This window comes from Martelella mangrovi, from assembly GCF_040545495.1.
Lineage (GTDB): Bacteria > Pseudomonadota > Alphaproteobacteria > Rhizobiales > Rhizobiaceae > Martelella > Martelella mangrovi.
Genome location: NZ_JBEPLY010000016.1, coordinates 95794 through 112973 on the forward strand (window position 1 = coordinate 95794; position 17180 = coordinate 112973).

The 17180-nt window shown below is 55.6% G+C and carries 11 protein-coding genes and 1 pseudogene; 4 read left to right on the top strand and 8 right to left on the bottom strand.

All coding sequences use genetic code 11. The annotated features are described in order from the left end of the window. Positions 1 to 78: 78 nt before the first annotated feature. The 8 genes from ABID12_RS18635 to ABID12_RS18670 all read right to left on the bottom strand — a co-directional run bounded on the left by ABID12_RS18635 (position 79) and on the right by ABID12_RS18670 (position 9982). The gene (locus ABID12_RS18635; protein WP_354435601.1) at positions 79 to 1023 is read right to left on the bottom strand and encodes an RDD family protein; all 945 of its coding nucleotides are present in this window, start codon (positions 1021 to 1023) and stop codon (positions 79 to 81) included. Further along, complete coding sequence (locus ABID12_RS18640) at positions 1020 to 2087, bottom strand: stage II sporulation protein M (protein WP_354435602.1); 1068 nt, start codon at positions 2085 to 2087, stop codon at positions 1020 to 1022. Before ABID12_RS18640 ends, ABID12_RS18635 begins: the two co-directional genes overlap by 4 nt. Then, complete coding sequence (locus ABID12_RS18645) at positions 2084 to 3397, bottom strand: DUF58 domain-containing protein (protein ID WP_354435603.1); 1314 nt, start codon at positions 3395 to 3397, stop codon at positions 2084 to 2086. The genes ABID12_RS18640 and ABID12_RS18645 overlap by 4 nt, the downstream gene beginning before the upstream one ends. Further along, complete coding sequence (locus ABID12_RS18650; RefSeq protein ID WP_319520324.1) at positions 3397 to 4353, bottom strand: AAA family ATPase; 957 nt, start codon at positions 4351 to 4353, stop codon at positions 3397 to 3399. The genes ABID12_RS18645 and ABID12_RS18650 overlap by 1 nt, the downstream gene beginning before the upstream one ends. Further along, positions 4322 to 5659: a hypothetical protein gene (locus ABID12_RS18655; protein WP_354435604.1), complete on the bottom strand. Its 1338-nt coding sequence runs from the start codon at positions 5657 to 5659 to the stop codon at positions 4322 to 4324. Before ABID12_RS18655 ends, ABID12_RS18650 begins: the two co-directional genes overlap by 32 nt. Next, positions 5656 to 6336 (bottom strand): DUF4129 domain-containing protein, encoded by a 681-nt coding sequence (locus tag ABID12_RS18660; protein ID WP_354435605.1) that lies wholly within the window; start codon positions 6334 to 6336, stop codon positions 5656 to 5658. The genes ABID12_RS18655 and ABID12_RS18660 overlap by 4 nt, the downstream gene beginning before the upstream one ends. A gap of 273 nt (positions 6337 to 6609) precedes the next feature. Continuing rightward, on the bottom strand, positions 6610 to 8601 hold the full coding sequence (locus tag ABID12_RS18665; protein ID WP_354435606.1) for an aq_1923 C-terminal domain: 1992 nt from the start codon (positions 8599 to 8601) through the stop codon (positions 6610 to 6612). Between the two features lie 235 nt (positions 8602 to 8836). Beyond that, complete coding sequence (locus ABID12_RS18670) at positions 8837 to 9982, bottom strand: hypothetical protein (RefSeq protein WP_354435607.1); 1146 nt, start codon at positions 9980 to 9982, stop codon at positions 8837 to 8839. Between the two features lie 876 nt (positions 9983 to 10858). Between ABID12_RS18670 and ABID12_RS18675 the strand changes: the two genes are divergently transcribed. The 4 genes and pseudogenes from ABID12_RS18675 to ABID12_RS18690 form a co-directional block, all read left to right on the top strand. Further along, positions 10859 to 11464, top strand: coding sequence for a class I SAM-dependent methyltransferase (locus tag ABID12_RS18675; protein ID WP_354435608.1), 606 nt, complete (start codon positions 10859 to 10861; stop codon positions 11462 to 11464). A 317-nt stretch (positions 11465 to 11781) separates the two neighbouring features. Beyond that, positions 11782 to 15177: a glycosyltransferase family protein gene (locus ABID12_RS18680; RefSeq protein ID WP_354435609.1), complete on the top strand. Its 3396-nt coding sequence runs from the start codon at positions 11782 to 11784 to the stop codon at positions 15175 to 15177. Positions 15178 to 15182: 5 nt separating this feature from the next. Further along, entirely contained in the window at positions 15183 to 16511 is a 1329-nt protein-coding gene (locus ABID12_RS18685) for a BNR-4 repeat-containing protein (protein ID WP_354435610.1), read from the top strand. A gap of 280 nt (positions 16512 to 16791) precedes the next feature. Beyond that, a pseudogene (locus tag ABID12_RS18690) lies at positions 16792 to 17076 on the top strand (transposase); the annotation flags it as partial. Positions 17077 to 17180 lie beyond the last annotated feature (104 nt).

The window sequence follows — 17180 nt, forward strand, 5'->3', positions numbered from 1 at the left end:
TCTTCCTCAAACATGTATTTTTGCGCTTACTGACCTGATCGTGACAAAAAGTCTATAGGAATCAACGAAAAAGCCCGCCTAGCTTGTATGAGAATCGGCACTGCCGTAATGCTTGTCCGCGCGCGCATCACCAAACAGCCTCTTCTGTTCCAGATAGCCGCGCTGTGCGACGTAGAAGGCTTGCAGAAACGCCTCTTCCTCATCCGGCGCCACAGCTTCCTCATAGCCGATCTTGCGGCAAATCCGTCTTGCGGCATCGGAAAGCCGGGGCCGGTTCACCTCGTTTCTGGCACCGCGCAGCAATTGTTCCAGCACCTGCAACTCATAGGCACCGTAGAGATCCATTTGTGCCGGTGTGAACACGAAACGTTCGGCGGCGGTTTCGGAAGCCGGCGCACTGGCCAGATCCGGCAACAGTGCGGACGAAGGATTGGTGATCACCGCTGTGCCTGCGATCAGATCACCCAGCCGCTGGCTTTGGGCTGTGAACATGGGAATCGCCATGACAATGATCAGCCACAAAAGTGCTATGACCGGAAAAAGCAGGTTTCCCGCCGATGCCGAAAGAAGAATCAGAACCGGCGTGAAAATCTCGATTTCCTTCATCAGATTTCGCACGACGATCCGATGAACGGAAAGGCCGGTTCCATCCACGGCAACGGCGCGGATGCCCAACAGCCGTTTGCCCGGCGTGCGCCCGTTCGAAAACAGCTCGGCAATGATGTAATAGGGCGTACCGATGACAAGAAAGATCAAAGACCCGATGGCCTGCGCGGCCTGAAAACCGACCGAGCCGGTCAGCCCCAATGCCAGCAGCACAAGCACGCTGGCAACAATGGTGATGATGATATCGATGATCTGCGCCCCGGCCCGCGCATACAGGCTGGCAATTCTGAGCCCGAATGGCACGCCTTCGGGCGGAATGATCGTCAGCGTCCTGGCGTGCGAACGGTCACGCCGCTTCTGACGGGCCTTTTTCTGCCTTGCAGGTCTGGCTTGTTGCGCAATGGTTCCGTTCGTCATGGTGCACCCTCTCCGGCAGAAACATGTGCGCCGGTTTCGCGCGGGTTAAGCTCCGTTGACCTGTTGCCCTGCCGCCCGGCCCCGATCAGCCAGACGAACCAGAGCGCCCCGATCCCCCAGCCAATGGCAATCCGCCACGCCGGCGCCGTCACCAGCTGGCGCGCAAAACCTTCCAGAACGCCGGCAGCCAAAAGCATGATGGCGGCGAGAACGGCCAGTTTGACCGCATCATGCGCGGCATAAGCAAGGGAGGCCTTGCGGGTTTTCTCGCCGGGAAACAGGAAGGCGCGGCCCAGCCGAAAACCGCCCGCCGTGGCGATGACAATCGCCGAAAGCTCCGTGACGCCGTGAATTGAAAGCCATGCGAACAGATCGTAGCCGAGGCCCTTGTCCGCATAAATCGAACCCAACGCACCAATCATGGTGCCGTTGTAGAGAATCAGAACAGCGCTCGGCACGCAGGCCATGATGCCGAGGACAAAGGCAAAGATGGCGATACGGGTGTTGTGCGAAAACAGGTAGGTCGCGAAGGCGCCGAGTTGATCGAGCGCACCGGGTTCGCTGTCGTAGATCACCCGCCGCAACGCATCGGCGCTGGCCTGCGGCCCCCGTCCTGCCGCAAGGCCATCCGGCACAAAGGCATAGAACCATGTCGGGTCCGCCTGCGTGAGCAGAAAGGCGGCGACAGCACCGAGTGCCATCAGGGCATAAGCGGCGATGAATTCGATGCCCGAACGCCGAAACGCCCCCGGCGCACCGGTCGCAAAGAAACGCGAAACAACGCCGCTCAGGCTGGCGCGCGGCGCGTAGACGACGAGATAGGCCCGCGCGCTCAGGCTTTCCAGATAGGCGATAATCGCCGAATCAAGCGAAATCTCGCGCGCCACGGAAAGCGCGTTCACCGCCTGCCGATAGAGCGTCACGAGATCGCGAGAATCACTAAAAGCGAGACTTTTCAATCCCCTGCGTTCGGCTTGCTCAACAATTGCCTGAAGCCGCAGCCAGTCGCCTTCGCGTTCGCTGCGAAAACGGCTTGAGCGGATCGTTTCGCCGGATGTTCTCATATCAGTTCCCGTGACCGGATTGACAGATAGGTGGAGACAAGTTCCGACCGCAGCCCGCCCGGCGTGGTTTCGATGACAAAGACACCGAGGCGGGAAAGCCGGTCCAGCACGCGGCGGCGCTCCCGTTCCAGGTCGCTTGCGGCCACCGTTTCGGCAACCATGTCGGTGCTGGTTGCCGATCTGCGGTGATATGTTTCCAGAAGCGGATCACGCAGCGTGACGAAGACGACCACATGATGCCGGTTCAGGACCTGCACATTTTCCACCAATAGCTCCGCTGTTGTCGTGTCGACAAAGTCGGAAAAGACAACGACCAGACTGCGCCGGGACAGGCGCTGATGCAAATGGCTGAGCGCCAGCGTATGGTTGGTTTCCACCAGCCGGTATTCCAGCGATGCCGTATGCGAACGCAATTGTGCGAAAGCCCGGCGGCCATCCATGGGCGGAATGAACAGGCGCGGGCGAGCATCAAACGCAAACAGCCCGACCCGGTCGCCGCCCTGAATTCCTGCCCAGCCCAGCGCCAGCGATGCATTGATCATATGGTCGATCTTGGCGAGACCATTGATCGGCTCGCGCATCAGATGGCCATTGTCGAGCGCCAGCACGATCGAATGATTCCGCTCTGCCTGCATCTGGCGCGCCACCAGCGCGCCGTGGCGCGCACTGCGTTTGTAATCGATCGTGCGGGTATCCATTCCCGCGACGAACTCCCGCAACTGGTGAAACTCCGAGCCCTCGCCATGCACGCTGGCAGCCTTTGCCCCAAACTCGCTGGCCGCAAGCTGCATGTCGACTTCGCCGGAGGCAATCGAGCGGATATTCGGAACGGTCGCGATTTCCGCATCGAGCGGATGATAGCCGATGAGATCGACAAGGCCGAACCGGCTCTTTCTCAGCGTCGCGACGGACGACAGCGTCCATTTTCCGCGCTGGACAGCACGCACGCGAAGTTCGGCAACGACGCTGTTGCCGCTTTCCGGCTCGAATACAAAATCGCCGGGTCCCGCCAGTCCCTCCGGCCACCGCAGCCGTCCGGTCACCTGCGGCAGGGCCGGCGCGCCCTCCCGGCCCTTCAGCCGGAGAATGACGGTCCCTTCCTCCCCCATGAAGATCTCACGCGGGCCGGCGATCTCCATGGTGTATTTCCGGCTTCCGGGCGTCAGCAGACGATCGATAATGACGGCAGCGGCCAGAACCAGCCAGGCAGCCGTGATGACATCGACCGGTATGGCGGGCAGCGCAAGAACCGCGACGGACAGAGCCGCCACGCCGCATGCCAGGGCCAGAAGCAGAACCGACGGACGCATCAGCGCGGCGCTTCCGTTCTGTCGAGAATGGCCTCAAGCACCGCACGCGGGGTACGGCCCTCGATCTCGGCTGCCGGGCCCAGCACGATACGATGACGCATGACCGGAATGAACAGTCCCTTGACGTCATCGGGAATGGCATAGTCGCGCCCGTCAAGGGCTGCGCGTGCGCGCACCGCACCGCAGAGCGCATCGGCCGCACGGGTTGAAACGCCATAGGCGATATCGGCATCTTCCCGCGTTGCCCGCGCCAGTTCCAGCACATAGCGCAGAATGGTTTCATCCAGCCGGATTTCATCGATCAGCGCCTGCCCGGCCCTGATCTCGTCGAGACCGGCAACCGGCGTGATCGCGGCCTGACGGACATGGGCATCCAGCCCCTGATTGGCGTGACGTTTGAGAATTTCGAATTCGGCCGCCTCATCGGGATGGTCAATAACCAGCTTGAACAGGAACCGGTCGAGCTGCGCTTCGGGCAGCGGATAGGTGCCCTGCTGCTCGATCGGGTTCTGTGTTCCGATGACGAAGAAGATATCGCCGACAGGATGATCCACGCCGTCGATCGTCGCCTGACGCTCGCTCATGACCTGCAACAGCGCGGCCTGGGTTTTCGGCGGCGCGCGGTTGATCTCGTCGGTCAGCAGGATATCGGTGAAGATCGGCCCCTTGACCAGCTCGAACCGGCGGGCGTCGAAATCGAAAATATTCGACCCGGTCACATCCCCCGGCATCAGATCCGGCGTGAACTGAATGCGCTTGAAATCGAGCGAAAGCGCGGCTGAAAGGCTGCGCGCCAGCAGCGTCTTTGCCGTTCCGGGCGGTCCTTCCAGCAGGCAATGACCGCGGGCAAACAGCGAGATCAGCAGAAGTTCGACAATTTCGCCCTGCCCCTGAACCGCTTTTTCAATTTCACCGGTTATCCGGTCACGAAGGTCGCGAAGCATGTCCAAATGCATCGAGGGTCTCCTGAACTGCTTTTTCAAAGGGGATCAGCGCGGCAAGGCGCTGATGCGAATCGAGGCCGGTTTTCACCACGGCGTCATAGGTCTGCGCGAGGCGCTCACCCGTTTCCGGCACACGACGCCGGACGCGGGTCATGATCTGTGCCATGGTTTCGGGCGCCGTCATGGGCCGGCGCGATGGCCCGAGCACCGCTGCGTCGAGCGTATCCATGCGGGCATCGACATAGGCAAAGACAAGGTCGTCCTGGTCTCCCGAAAGCCGCAGCAAGCGGGCGGAGGCAGCAATGGTGCGGGTCTTCGAAGCCATGTCGGCCGTGTCCGCTTCCCCGACCGGAGAGCCGAACCGGCGGCTGCCGCGCCACAACGCCAGGCCCGCCGTTACCACAATACTGATCCACAGCAGCGAAAACGGATATTCGAAAAACCGCTCCAGGTCCGCAAGCGAACGTTCGCGCGGATCGAGACCGCTTGTATCGGTGATGTTGGCATAGGTGGTGTTGTCGATATAGACCGGACGGCCTTCGGCAAGCTTGCCGATCACCGCCGGCGCGAGCCGGGCATTGTCACCATTGGCAAGCCCGTGATTGTCGAGAAGGTCCGGATCAGACAGCATGTAGAAACTGTCGCCCTCACCCCAGAGATCCTCGCATCGCGCCAGCAGCGTCCCCTTGTCGCCGAGTGTCAGCAGCGGCGCGCAGGCTTCATCGAAGACATCGCTGAGAACCCGCGGCGCATAAAGCGCCGCCTCGCCGTCCATCGCTTCGCCTGTCCGGCTGTCGATGATCGGAGAAACCACAAAATCCTCGCCGGCAGAGCGGACCGAAGGGCCGCGCCAGAGCCCGAAGATCGTCAGCTGCCCGGTCGGGATCAGGACCTCGGGGGTCGCGGTTCCGCTCGTCACCATGTCGCTGCGCCATTTTGGCAGCACCACCAGCGTGTCGGCATTTCCGATTTTCGCCCTGAAGGTTTCCAGAGACAGGTTGCGCAGCGTTGCAGCCGGGCTTCCGGCTTCTAGCTCCTTGGTCTCGCCGCGGCCGACGGTCAGATCGGTATCATAGAGGGGCAGAAGCCGGAGTATCGGCGTTTTTTCGCCGCGCACTTCTTCCGGCGCGGACGGTTCTACCGCAATGCCTTCGCGCTTAAGCCAGAGCGCAAGGCCGTCCGTGCCGATGGCGCTGCGATCGATGCGGCTGGAACCGGAAAAGAATATCAGCACCATCGCCGCGACCACAACGGCGGCGAGAATGACGAGCGGGAATGAAGAGCTTTCTTGCGCCTTCACCGGCGTCTTTTCACTCATGCCTCGGTCCTCCGCAGAAACGGCACGGCAAGGTCCAGGCAATACTGATAACGCTCGTTGTCGATCGTCTGCCCGCCAAAGACGACATGTTCCACCTCGGATGCCAGCGTTTCAAGCGCATGCCGGTGCGAAAACCCGCCGGGCAGCCGCTGCATGATCTCGCGGGTTGTCAGACTGCGCTTGACCGTAACGCTGTTTTCCTGCGCCGCCAGCGCCAGAAACCGCTGGAGCACAATGCGCAGCCCTTCGCGCGGGTCGGGTTCAGCCCGCAAACGCTCCACGAGACTGTGATCGATCGCCGCCGGCTCCGGCCGGTCCGGCACCGATTGCTGCGGAAAGGCCTTTCCGCGCCGCGGCCCGCCCAGTTCCGCCAGCGCATAGCGTGACCGGTAGACGATAATGGCAATGGCGATCCCCATCAGCGCCAGAATCACCCAGCCCGTGGTTTCGCCCGGATTGAAAAAACCGTCGAAATTGCTGATTGGCTCGGGATCATCGGCCTTGGAAACGGCGGATCGATAGTCGATATCCGTTTGCAATCCAATGCCATTGACTGCGTCGAGATAGGTTTCGCCGGACAGATCACGCGGCGGAACGAGCAACTTTCCCGGCTCTTCTGCGCGTGCAAGACCGGCGCTGAACACGACCATCAGGAAAGCCGCATAAATCACTGACATTAGTCGGCTTTCTGGCTGCATCAGAATCTACTCCGGCGTTCAGTCGTTCGCCCTTAGCATGGACCTGTGGCGGCTTCAAACAGAAGCAAGACATTTATCGGCTGCCGCCTTTTAGAAACCGGCGCCTTACCATAAGGGCAGATTGCTGCTGAATGTGCAACAATGCGCCGGCCATCGCGCCGAAAAGCGTGGGCGCAACTGCACCGGTGGCGACCGAAACACCGCCACCGGAATTGAGAAAGAGGAAGGCCGGACCGGCCAACCGTGCCGAACCTATTCGGCCGTTGCCGTGATATCGACCTGCTTCAGCAGGCTGGTCGGGTCCATTGAGGCTTCCATGAAGGCCGGCATGCCGATCCCCTGCTCAGGCTTTGCGGTGATGGCAATCTCAAGGGTGTTCGGATCGGCGACAAAGGCCGAGAGTGCATCCACAACAGTCTGAATAGCCGGATCATCGCCCCCAAAGGTCTGCGTCGCAATCGACGGCAGCATGGAAATCGCCAGCTTGGCCTGGGCTTCGCTCATATCGTTCTGCTCGGCATAAAACTTCAGGCCCCTGGCAAAGAGACCATCGTTTTTGACCTTCAGCGCCACCTCATGGGCCGACAAGCCCAAGGCAGCAGACTGAACGGCCATCATGTCACCGGAGAAGAACGCCTCGTTGAAGCCGCCAATGAGGCCCGAAAGCGAAACGCTTCCCATGTCCTGGCCGCTGAGGGTGATATCTTCAACGACAAGCTGCTCGTTTTCCCTGTCCCAGCGGATCTGGACATTTTCCGAGACAGTCACGGTTTCATAGCCCAGCTGCCTGATCGTCTCGAAAACCGGATCGTCGGCGTTGTCGGCCAGCCCGTACGTCAAATCCTCCAGAGACATATGAATATCGGTGGGAATATTGTTGAACGGTGCCTTCAGCGCCAGCGTGAAGTCCTTCATGGCGATGTTGATGGGTTCATCAACATCGAAACCGACCTCATCGCCTTCAATCGGCTTAACGTCGATCACATAATCCGTCATCCGGAAAGTCCCGAAATCCGGCAGGAATGCTGTTTCCGGAAGCGCATTCTCCTCGCCGGCTTCCACGAACTCTCTGATTCCGTCAAAGGTCGGTTTCAGCGAAAGGTCCGTCCACGAAGCCTGTTTCAGCGTGACCGAATCCTCACCGGCATGAACCGCCAGCCCGTCAAGCGAGAGATCGACCACCATATCGTTCAGCGAGACAGCCAGACCATCGATCGCAAACGTCATGTCCGGCTCTTCGTCCGTGGTCAAACCGATACCCGAAATCTGGATATCACCCTTCGCGACAACATCGGCAAGCGACAGAACCTGAAGACCGAGACGCTGCTTTTCCTCCTCCGGCAGAACACCCGCGGCCGGTGCGTCCTGCAACGCCGTGATCGTGTCGATGACAGGCTGATCCGCCAGACGCATCGAGAAACCGTCACTGCGCAGTTCGTCATAGCTGACGCGGGCCTTGTCCGTTTCCATGACGAAATTTTTGGCAGACATCGGCCCGTAGACCTGATGCGGCGCGTTTTCTTCCCCCTCCGGCTTTGCTTCGGTATAGACCCGCAACAGGAAAGGCCCATCAATGTCCTGCCCTTCGATATTCTCAAGCGAAACGGTTGCAGCGCCCGACGCATCCTGGCCGTCTTCTGCATCCTGCAGGGCCAGCGTCATCTGCGTTTCCACACCGCTTACGGAATAGTTCCCCACAATTCCGTCGACCACGTCGTTCAGCACGACATCGGTGTAGGTGGTTTTCTGCTCAGAACCCGCAAGGGTCTCAACGGCCTCGACATTCGAAACCACGATGCGCCCGGCCGACAGGTGTTGAAGACGTTCCGCCGGCGTCAGATCGTTCTCGCCGGTGGCTGCGGCCAGAAAAGCACGGTTCAGACCGGCATTTTCAACCTTCAGGCCGGGAATCTCGATATGGGTCCGGTCCGTATCCAAGGTGATGTCGCTTGCATCAATCATGCCTGACAGAAACAGGAATTCCGGCCGCGCTTCGAGCGATGCGATATGGACGGTGCTGCCGTTTTCCAGCGGAACGGAGACGTCACGCATATGCACGCGGCCCATGAAATCGACCTTGACCGAATCGGCCTGGGCGCCGCCGTTTTCCAGACTGGTCGTCACCGTTTTTTCCAGCATGACCTTGCCGCCGACAACGCCTGCCGCAGCGATCACCGCTATTGCAGCCACTGACCAGAGCAGAACCCGCCCTGATTTGCGCGAACCCTTTTTCGTATCATCCATAAAGCGCTTCCTTTTACCTATGCTGATTTTCTAATTTTTATGTCCCCCGATTAGTTTTTCAGACAGCGATACGCAATCGGGAAGGTCTGATTTCATGATCTGTCTGATCGCCGAAAATGCTTTTTTTCAATCGCATCTGACGTTTGCGGGACTGACAATGGCGGCTTGAAACGAGAAAAAAGAGGTGCATAAAAATAAATTAAATTCCATATTTTCAATACCTTGAAAACATCAGTCAATCCTCTTCCTGCATTCGCAGATAAGAGAGCGGATAGAACGGTTCTGAAAAGTGCGCAACGGCAGGAACTTCAACAATGTCATGCTGAAGCGCCATCTCCCAGCAGCCGTAGCAGTCCTTGCCGGTGGCCTGACTGACCGCGTTGTCGATGGTGTTGCGGACATCCGCCGTCATTCCGTGTGCCGTCCGGATGTGGTCGGCGTGGCCGGCGGCCAGCATCTCGTACATCGCCTCCGGGCCGGCGATCAGCACTGTAGGCGAGAAGATTTCGTAGGCTTCCATCACCATCCGCTCGCCGTCACTGCCGATAATCGGAGCACCGGACCGATCATGTTCCGCCGGATGCCGCAGAAGCATGCCCTGGCTTGCGTTCAAAGCCGGTTCGCCATCGATTTCCCAGGCAAGACCGCTGGCATCAAGAACCGCAGACAGTTGTTGAACCATTCTGGACACATCCGCCTCCGCGATCTGCAACCGATCCGGCGCGGGCTTGTCACGAGACACAAACAGGGTTGGAAGCTGCAGCTGAAACGATCCACCGAAATCGGACGCCCCGAGATAGGGGTTGCGGGCCTCGATCGACGTGGCAATCACATTCGGATCGTCAAGCGCTGCATCAGCTGCGCGCAGTTGGTCTTCACGGCTGTGAAGAACCTCGAAAATCCGGGTTACCGGACGCGAGGCATCCAGAAGCGGTTGCAGCGACGATTGTTGCGAGGCAACGCCCGGCGTATCCGATGTCGAGCAATATCGGGCTTCGCAGGTCCAGCGCTCGACCGGCCGGTCATCCCTGAACAGGGAGATGAAATAGCCATTGGCCACATGTGAAAACCCGAAAGGCGCGCGGACCGGGTCAGGATTGACGGAAAAATAGCTGTCCTCTGCCAGCGCCCGCAACAGGTCAGGGTCATCGACAGCCCGCAATTCGCCGCCTGCTGCAGGCTCATGCAACACCAGTACGGGATGGTCGCCGTCCAAGATCTCGACACCCCGCAGGAAATATTGCCTGCTCGTCAAACCGTCGTTTTTGGAAAACGTGGCCTGTGTTGCGTTCAACAGGGATGACGGCGAAATGCCGAGATATGCCGCAAACATAACAACCACGATCATCACGGCGGCCACGGCAAGGACAATGTATTTCATGCGTTGGATATCGATCCTGCTCAGACACGAGTGAGCATAACTGCATTTTCCCCAATCCGGTTCCACCGGAAAAACCGAAAAGACCGAACGGACGCCCCTCAAGCCCGCGAAAAATGCCCTTCACCACGTCCAATCTGCCCCACGGCACGCGCAAGGCGGGTCATCGACAGCAATATACAGGGTGATTACATTTGGCTGAATGGTCGGAGTGGAGAGATTCGAACTCCCGACCCTCTGGTCCCAAACCGGAAATAGCTATGCCCTTAATAGGCAAAATAAGGCCTTTTGGAGCGAAATCACCAAGAACACACAAGGAACGCTCACGGCTTGCACCCACACTGCTCTCACAGATTTTAACCAAGAAAGCACAAACCCAAGCAGACAAACTGACCTACTGCCGGTCTTCAAAATCGTGATCCCGATTTCCAAAAGCAGACATTGACTACGACTGCTTCGAATGAAGGTCGCGCACAGGCAGGTTGCAAGCTCTGCGCCAGCGCGGTGAATGGACGCCCCCCCCAACTGCACCCGCACCATGTCTCCAAAGCCGATTAGCGATAATAACAATCAAGCCGCCGAATTTCCCAAGAAGGCCTTTTAAGGCCTGGTAATACTGCCGATAAAAACCAAGGTATGACCAGATCCAATAAAAATATTATTATTACATCAATCATATTCTAATTTGTATTTATAACGTATAATTCAAAATTATTTAGGTTAGTGGAGGAGCGAGAATTGTCAGAAAATCAAAGGCCTGAGACTTATATTGGATGGTGTACGGTTTGCTGCAATGAAGTCAGTTTCCGAGACATGGCCAAGCCAATACGCGAAACCTACCAATGTGAAAAATGTAGAGCGTCTATGAGGGAACGTGTTGTGGCATCAGCAATACTGGCAGCATATGGCAAGGCTCAGATGCGCGGTTTGGCAGAGTTAGCGCGATGCCCCGTTTTTTCTGATTTAGCGATTTATGAACCTGGTGTTTCCGGCGCGTATAGAAGCGTTTTTAACGCTCTACCGGGATATCAGAATTCTTTCTATTGGGACGGCGGTATTTCTGGGCAGAAGATGAACGGCGTTCGGCACGAGGACCTCATGAACCTTAGTTTTGCTGATGAATCGTTCGATCTTGTCATCTCCAGCGATATTTTTGAGCATATCCGTCGCCCCTGGGTCGCATTTCGCGAGGTTGCGCGAGTACTAAAGCGAGGCGGCATGCATATTTTTTCGATCCCTGCCTTGCTGCCAATGGATAAAGAGACCGTTTATAGGGTGGACACGTCTGGACCGGAAGATGTGCACATTTTGGAACCGTACTTTCATGGTGACGGGCGTGGCGGAAAGTCGCTAGTTTATGTGGACTACGGAAGGGATATTATTGATATTCTGGAGGAAATAGGGTTTCGAACATTTGTGAATACCGATGATCATATTGACGTCGAGCGACGCAGGGTAATTGCTTTTTCCTGCTTAAAGATTTGAGGGGATTGTAACAGGCAAACGCCTGTGGATGTCGATAACATGCAATGCGATGACTCCAGCGCTTGGCAATGCCTTGCAGCCGTAGCTTTCCGTGCCCAGCCTCCAAGGCATGATTGAGAATCAGAGTCACAGCCCGTTATAGTGCCAAGACTGGTACCACCGCCGTACCAAAGAGATCGGCGCAAAGCCTAACAACGGCGTCCAGTTAATTTCGGGTCAGGCTCCACCACGAGCCGCACAATTATTGCAAACCGCGCCTCTGCGAAAAGATAGAGCCAGTCTGCGATAAAAATATAGGGACTGAGGAAAACCGATAGATGGATGCAACACGCACAGGAAACTGGTTGAGAAAAACACTTAAACTGATAGGCAAGTCACCCGACATCCAAGGCAATATCGACGCAGCAGACCTGCAAGGCATCACAGGCTGGGTCTGGAATAAAAACGCACCCGAAACCCCCATGGTCGTCATTAGTACTTTGGAAGATGGCAGCCAAAGGGTGGCACTGGCGGATCAGTATCGTGATGATCTCATGCGGGCAGGAATTGGCGATGGATGCCATGCCTTCACGATTAGTTTAGCTGGCAAGCGCCCGCACGTAGACGAAAATGGAATACTTTCAGTGCAGGTTTTGGGCACCGAAAGCAGCCTCGAGTTTTCCGCAGGAACAATCTTCAATACACATGCAGAAAGCACTCTGTCCACCGGCAGGGCCGAGCACATAAAAGCGCCTGAAAAGCTTGATCAAACGCCCGATATCCAAGGTCATATTGACGCGGTGGATTCTCAGAGCATCACAGGCTGGGTGTGGAATAGAAACACCCCGGAAGCGGCCATGGTCGTCATCACGAGTTTAGAAGACGGCACCCAAAAGGTGGCACTGGCGGATCGGTATCGTGATGATCTCATGCAGGCAGGAATTGGCGATGGATGCCATGCCTTCACGATTAATTTGGCTAACGAACGCCCACTCCTAGACAAAGAGGGAAAACTTTCAGTGCAGGTTTTTGGCACCGGAAGAAGCTTCGAGTTTTCTACAGGGAATCTTTTTGATCTGAACTTAGAATTGGAAGGCGTTTCATACGCGGCTCTGACAGACAGTGATGGTGGACGAATAGGAGAGTTGAAAGGTAATCAAATACCAGTTGCATTAAGTCGGCCGTGGCTGGAATCTCCTAGCCTGCTGCTGGTAAACGGTTTCCCGGCTGAAGACACCCTTTCTGGTGTTAAAATACCAATTGATGCACCAACGGAGCAGGAGGTGCATCGCGCAAAGATCACTGGCGCGCGCGCAGACACGAATGTGGAACTTTTTGGTTTCGCTGGCGAGACCTTCCAAAGGCTCGACCATGTCACCCAATCAACCCCAGTGATAGAAACTGGCTTTTTAACCCAACTATATCACGCGACACTGATCTCACGACAACACGACTCCGTCGCAGTAACCTGCTGGGATGGCGCACACAACCCGATAGGGCGGGCAAAGGTGCTTTACGACGTGGCCAATCGCAAACGCCCCACTGTCATCATAAGTTACCTCTTTAAAGAATTCGGGGGCACTATCTGGCCGCCGATTCTGAATGAAGACTGCGTGCTTCTAACAATTCCTTGGGAGCGCCGACACCTATATGAAGCGGCTATCCGTTCAGCCGGTATTCAGTTCAACACTGTCTGGATCTGCAAGCCTCGTCTTCCCAGCTTTCAGTTAGCAGCACTTGTGGCCACCCCTGAAGCACGCGTGATTTTGGATTTCGACGACAACGAGGAAGAATTCAGCCTCAGTTCAACAACAAATACCACTTTCTACGGAAAATTAACCATCAATTTGGTTCGCGAATTGATCGAGGCAGTACCCGCACGAACCGTGGCTTCGCTATCTCTGCAAGAATCTTTCGGTGGAGATATCGTACGCCATGCCCGTAACTCGGTTGCGGAAGCAAGAGAACGTATTCCGGCTCCCCCGGACGCACCAATAAAAGTTGGTTTCATCGGAACGGTCCGGCCGCACAAACGGCTATTGCAAGCGGCTCAAGCCATTACTCGCGTTCGCCACTCATCCGGTCAACCTATCGAGCTTCACGTATACGGAGACGTCAAACCGGAACAGCTAGCGACACAATTATGCGAACTTGGCGTAACGGTTAGGTCAAACATCCCGATGCGTCACCTCAACGCCGAGCTGGCTACATTCGATGTGGTTCTTACTGGCTTTCCAAGCGATGAAGTTGAGGATCAGGAAATAAATCGCTTCCAAATCAGCTCTAAGATTGGCGATGCCCTTGCAGTCAAACGGCCAGTGCTCGTGCCCGACGGTCCGAGCACCCACGACCTTGCTTCCATCAATGGTGTCTTCCTTTTCAATACGGAAAACTTCGAACAGCGATTGATAGACACAATCGCTTTCACGGGCAAAATTTCCCTGCCGGCCCCCTTTACCCTTGATGGAGCTTATTCCAACTTTGCCAAAGCAGAAAGTGAGGCGGAGAAGCACAGCAGTGCAGCCGGCTTACGGACTCTACTTCCTGAGCTATTCTCTGATGGGATGGGTAACCGCTCCCTACGGAAGACTCTGCTGCTCATATGGAAACAGCACGACGCCGGCCTCTACGGAAGACGAATCGACCAAATCGCTCGAAGTCATAAACGCAGACACCCTGATCACGATGTGGTGGTGTTAGAGTTACTTCATAGAGCAGATCAGAAACATTATGGGAACGGCGCGAATGCGTTTGATAATGATTCACATCAAATATTTGCTCTATCTGAACTGAAAGAGACGGGGCGAACCGATATTGACGGAATCAAATCCCTACAAGTCATATGGAATAATATAGATGAAATACAGGAAAATTTCACAACCACATTAATAGCAAATAACATCTTACCACACAACACGGCAGTAATAATATTTCCAATATTACCGGAAATTGAACGAATAATTCCCGCGTTGAAAGCATATAAACGCGTTGTCGACATTGTCGATAATCAGATTTCCTGGTCTGAAACAATAACAAAATCTAAAAATTCGCATCAATACCTTATGTTGACGCAATCAAGCCATGCGATCGTATTCAACTCGGCCGAGAACTGTAAATATTTTGAGAAAAGAGAATTTCTGCCAAAAGGCTCGTCAGTGCATATTATTCCAAACTGGTATCAACCTCCAGGCGGATTTCAGGGCGCCCCCTCCCCAAACGACCGTTTGTCGAGAACACGACAAATAGCCTATTCTGGAAATATGCGTGACCGATTTGATTTCGATTTACTCATATTACTGGCTGAGAAAATACCGGATGTGAAGATCCACTTGATAGGCGTGCTCCGCGCGGACGATGAAGTCGTAATGCGTGCGCTGAAATTACCGAACATTATCTATCACGGCCCCAAGTCGGAACGCGCCACTCTTGAGCTTCTTAGCAAAATGGACATTGCGATTGTACCTCACCGACTCGATGACGTTTCAGCTTATATGGACCCCCTGAAGGTTGAAATGTATGAGTCACTTTACCTCCCCGTTGTAACGACGAATATGCCAGGCATTGATGGTTCTGAATTAATCACTATCGCTACGGACAACGATGACTTTATCAACAAAGTCATTGAACAGATTTCCGCCCCGCGGAAGTCAAAGACAAACCACCGTAAAAGCGACAACGCCGAAATATATGAAAGGTTGATAGTCCAGCTTCTGGATCAAGCCGAAAAAGGGTAATTCGTATGAAAACTGTTGCCGCAGACCGCGTCGCGGACTTGGGATTGGCATGGGCGGGTTCATCTGTGAATTGCAAGCCCTATGCCGTGGAGCCGATCGTACGAACAGGGACAAATTGCGGCGAGCCAGGAATCGTGGGGACGTTCTTCGACTTCAAAGGAAGATTGTCTGCCTATTCCATTTCAGACGACCTTTCGCAAGCGAAAGTGGCCCACTTTGATATTGGACGCCTCCCTATCGATGCTCATGATTCACCGGTCATTCAATGTGATAGTGCTGGTCGAATAATGATCATGGCCTCGGCTCACAGAAGCCGCCCGGTCTGGTTGGTGTCCGATCCCGGTGCAGGAATAGCTGGGCTGACGGACAGAACAGGCCAACTATCGGAAGAGATGAACGAGGCTTCGTACCCCTCGCTTCTTCGCCTTTCAGAAAGTGGCTCCCTTTTGCTGCTCTATAGGCTGGGCGTGCCAGATCGCAGCCACTGGCGGGTGACGACTTGGGATCCCCGTAACGAAACATGGCAGCCTCCCCGGGGCCTACTCAGTGGTATGACAACTGGTATCTGGCCCTCAGGCCCATATCCGAATCAGCCAATCCCCCTTTCTAATGATCGTTTCGGGATAGCCTATTGCTGGCGTTCAACAGCTGTTTCACATGGTCACATCAACCCAATGAACATAGGAATGGATTATGTTGAATTCACGAGCGATCTCTCGTCAGCGTACACGAGCAATGAAATTGCTCTCTCGGTTCCTGTTTCGCCAACCAACACGGAACGGATAATTGCCGTTCCTTGGGGGGCAGAACTCATGAATCAAAGTGGCGCTTGCGCCATTGATGGTCAAACCCCTTGTTTTGCAACTTTATGGAAAAAAATTGGACAGTCAGCTCAGGTTCGTTTTTGCTGGCTTGGAAAAGATAGAGTTTGGCGGATGGTAACCCTCACCAATTTCAGCCATAGTTCTGCACTTGAGGGCACGGGCACCTTACCGACACCTGTCAGTCGACCTGTGGTCGTGCCCGCCGGAGATGGCCGCGTTATTGTGCTGTTTAGAACACCTGAGGCAGGAGGCCAGCTCGTAGCGCAAAGGCTACGCGGCCCAGACTTCAATCCACAAGAATTCCCTCCGCTTTTGCTGGTAGCAGCTGGCCTGGATCAATACGAACCCGTAGCCGAACGTTTGTCATCGGCTTATTCCGGTTGGTTACATGTCTATATACAGCGCTGCAGCCAACTCCTTGGAGGAGATCTCGTTAAGCATCATGAATCCGCAGCCGCCCAACTATGCAGTTGGCGCATTGAACACCTTTTTAATGAAGGCAAAACTTAAGTTTGACCCCGTCAATTAGCTTTCATCCAGTTGCGATTGAAGCCGTTTACGGTGATGATCCCAGCATAGTCCGTCTGGGTCTGATGCCCGAGCTATGAGTGCGGCCGGAAATGGCCGCAACTGTCTGCCCAGTCGCCTATGGCACGGTGGTCGGTGTCAATGAACCCGTTCCGATCGCCGTTTCAAAGCCAGTAAGCCCGCCCGTAGCGGCATTGACAGAAGTGGCTCGGGAAAACTGCACAACGGGGATAAGTGGAATTTCTATCTGACTTCGACTTAGATGCCGTTAACAGGAGATACCCTGACGAGACGACCGCGCTGGAACCATAGCCCGGCTTTCAAGGCGAAGGTGGCGCTGGCCGTCATCCGAGGTGAGCAGACGCTGGTGGAATTGTCCCAGTAGTTCGACGTGCACGCCAACCAGATCACGCAATGGAAGGATCAGCTCCTTGAGGGGGCGACGAGCGTTTTGGGCGATGAAACGAAGGCGGAACCGGTTGAACCAACCGTCGATATCAAAACCCTTCATGCCAAGATTGGCGAACTGACGCTGGAGAACGATTTTTTAGCCGGAGTGACCTGAGCCCCTGAACTTCCTCCAGATTCTGGTAGAGTCTGTCACGACACGGAGACGGACGGCATGAAGCGTTCACGGTTCACGGAAGAACA

Coding starts and splice junctions, on each gene's coding strand:
- ABID12_RS18635 (WP_354435601.1), bottom strand. CDS start 1,023: ATGACGAACGGAACCATTGCGCAACAAGCCAGACCTGCAAGGCAGAAA.
- ABID12_RS18640 (WP_354435602.1), bottom strand. CDS start 2,087: ATGAGAACATCCGGCGAAACGATCCGCTCAAGCCGTTTTCGCAGCGAA.
- ABID12_RS18645 (WP_354435603.1), bottom strand. CDS start 3,397: ATGCGTCCGTCGGTTCTGCTTCTGGCCCTGGCATGCGGCGTGGCGGCT.
- ABID12_RS18650 (WP_319520324.1), bottom strand. CDS start 4,353: ATGCATTTGGACATGCTTCGCGACCTTCGTGACCGGATAACCGGTGAA.
- ABID12_RS18655 (WP_354435604.1), bottom strand. CDS start 5,659: ATGAGTGAAAAGACGCCGGTGAAGGCGCAAGAAAGCTCTTCATTCCCG.
- ABID12_RS18660 (WP_354435605.1), bottom strand. CDS start 6,336: ATGTCAGTGATTTATGCGGCTTTCCTGATGGTCGTGTTCAGCGCCGGT.
- ABID12_RS18665 (WP_354435606.1), bottom strand. CDS start 8,601: ATGGATGATACGAAAAAGGGTTCGCGCAAATCAGGGCGGGTTCTGCTC.
- ABID12_RS18670 (WP_354435607.1), bottom strand. CDS start 9,982: ATGAAATACATTGTCCTTGCCGTGGCCGCCGTGATGATCGTGGTTGTT.
- ABID12_RS18680 (WP_354435609.1), top strand. CDS start 11,782: ATGGATGCAACACGCACAGGAAACTGGTTGAGAAAAACACTTAAACTG.
- ABID12_RS18685 (WP_354435610.1), top strand. CDS start 15,183: ATGAAAACTGTTGCCGCAGACCGCGTCGCGGACTTGGGATTGGCATGG.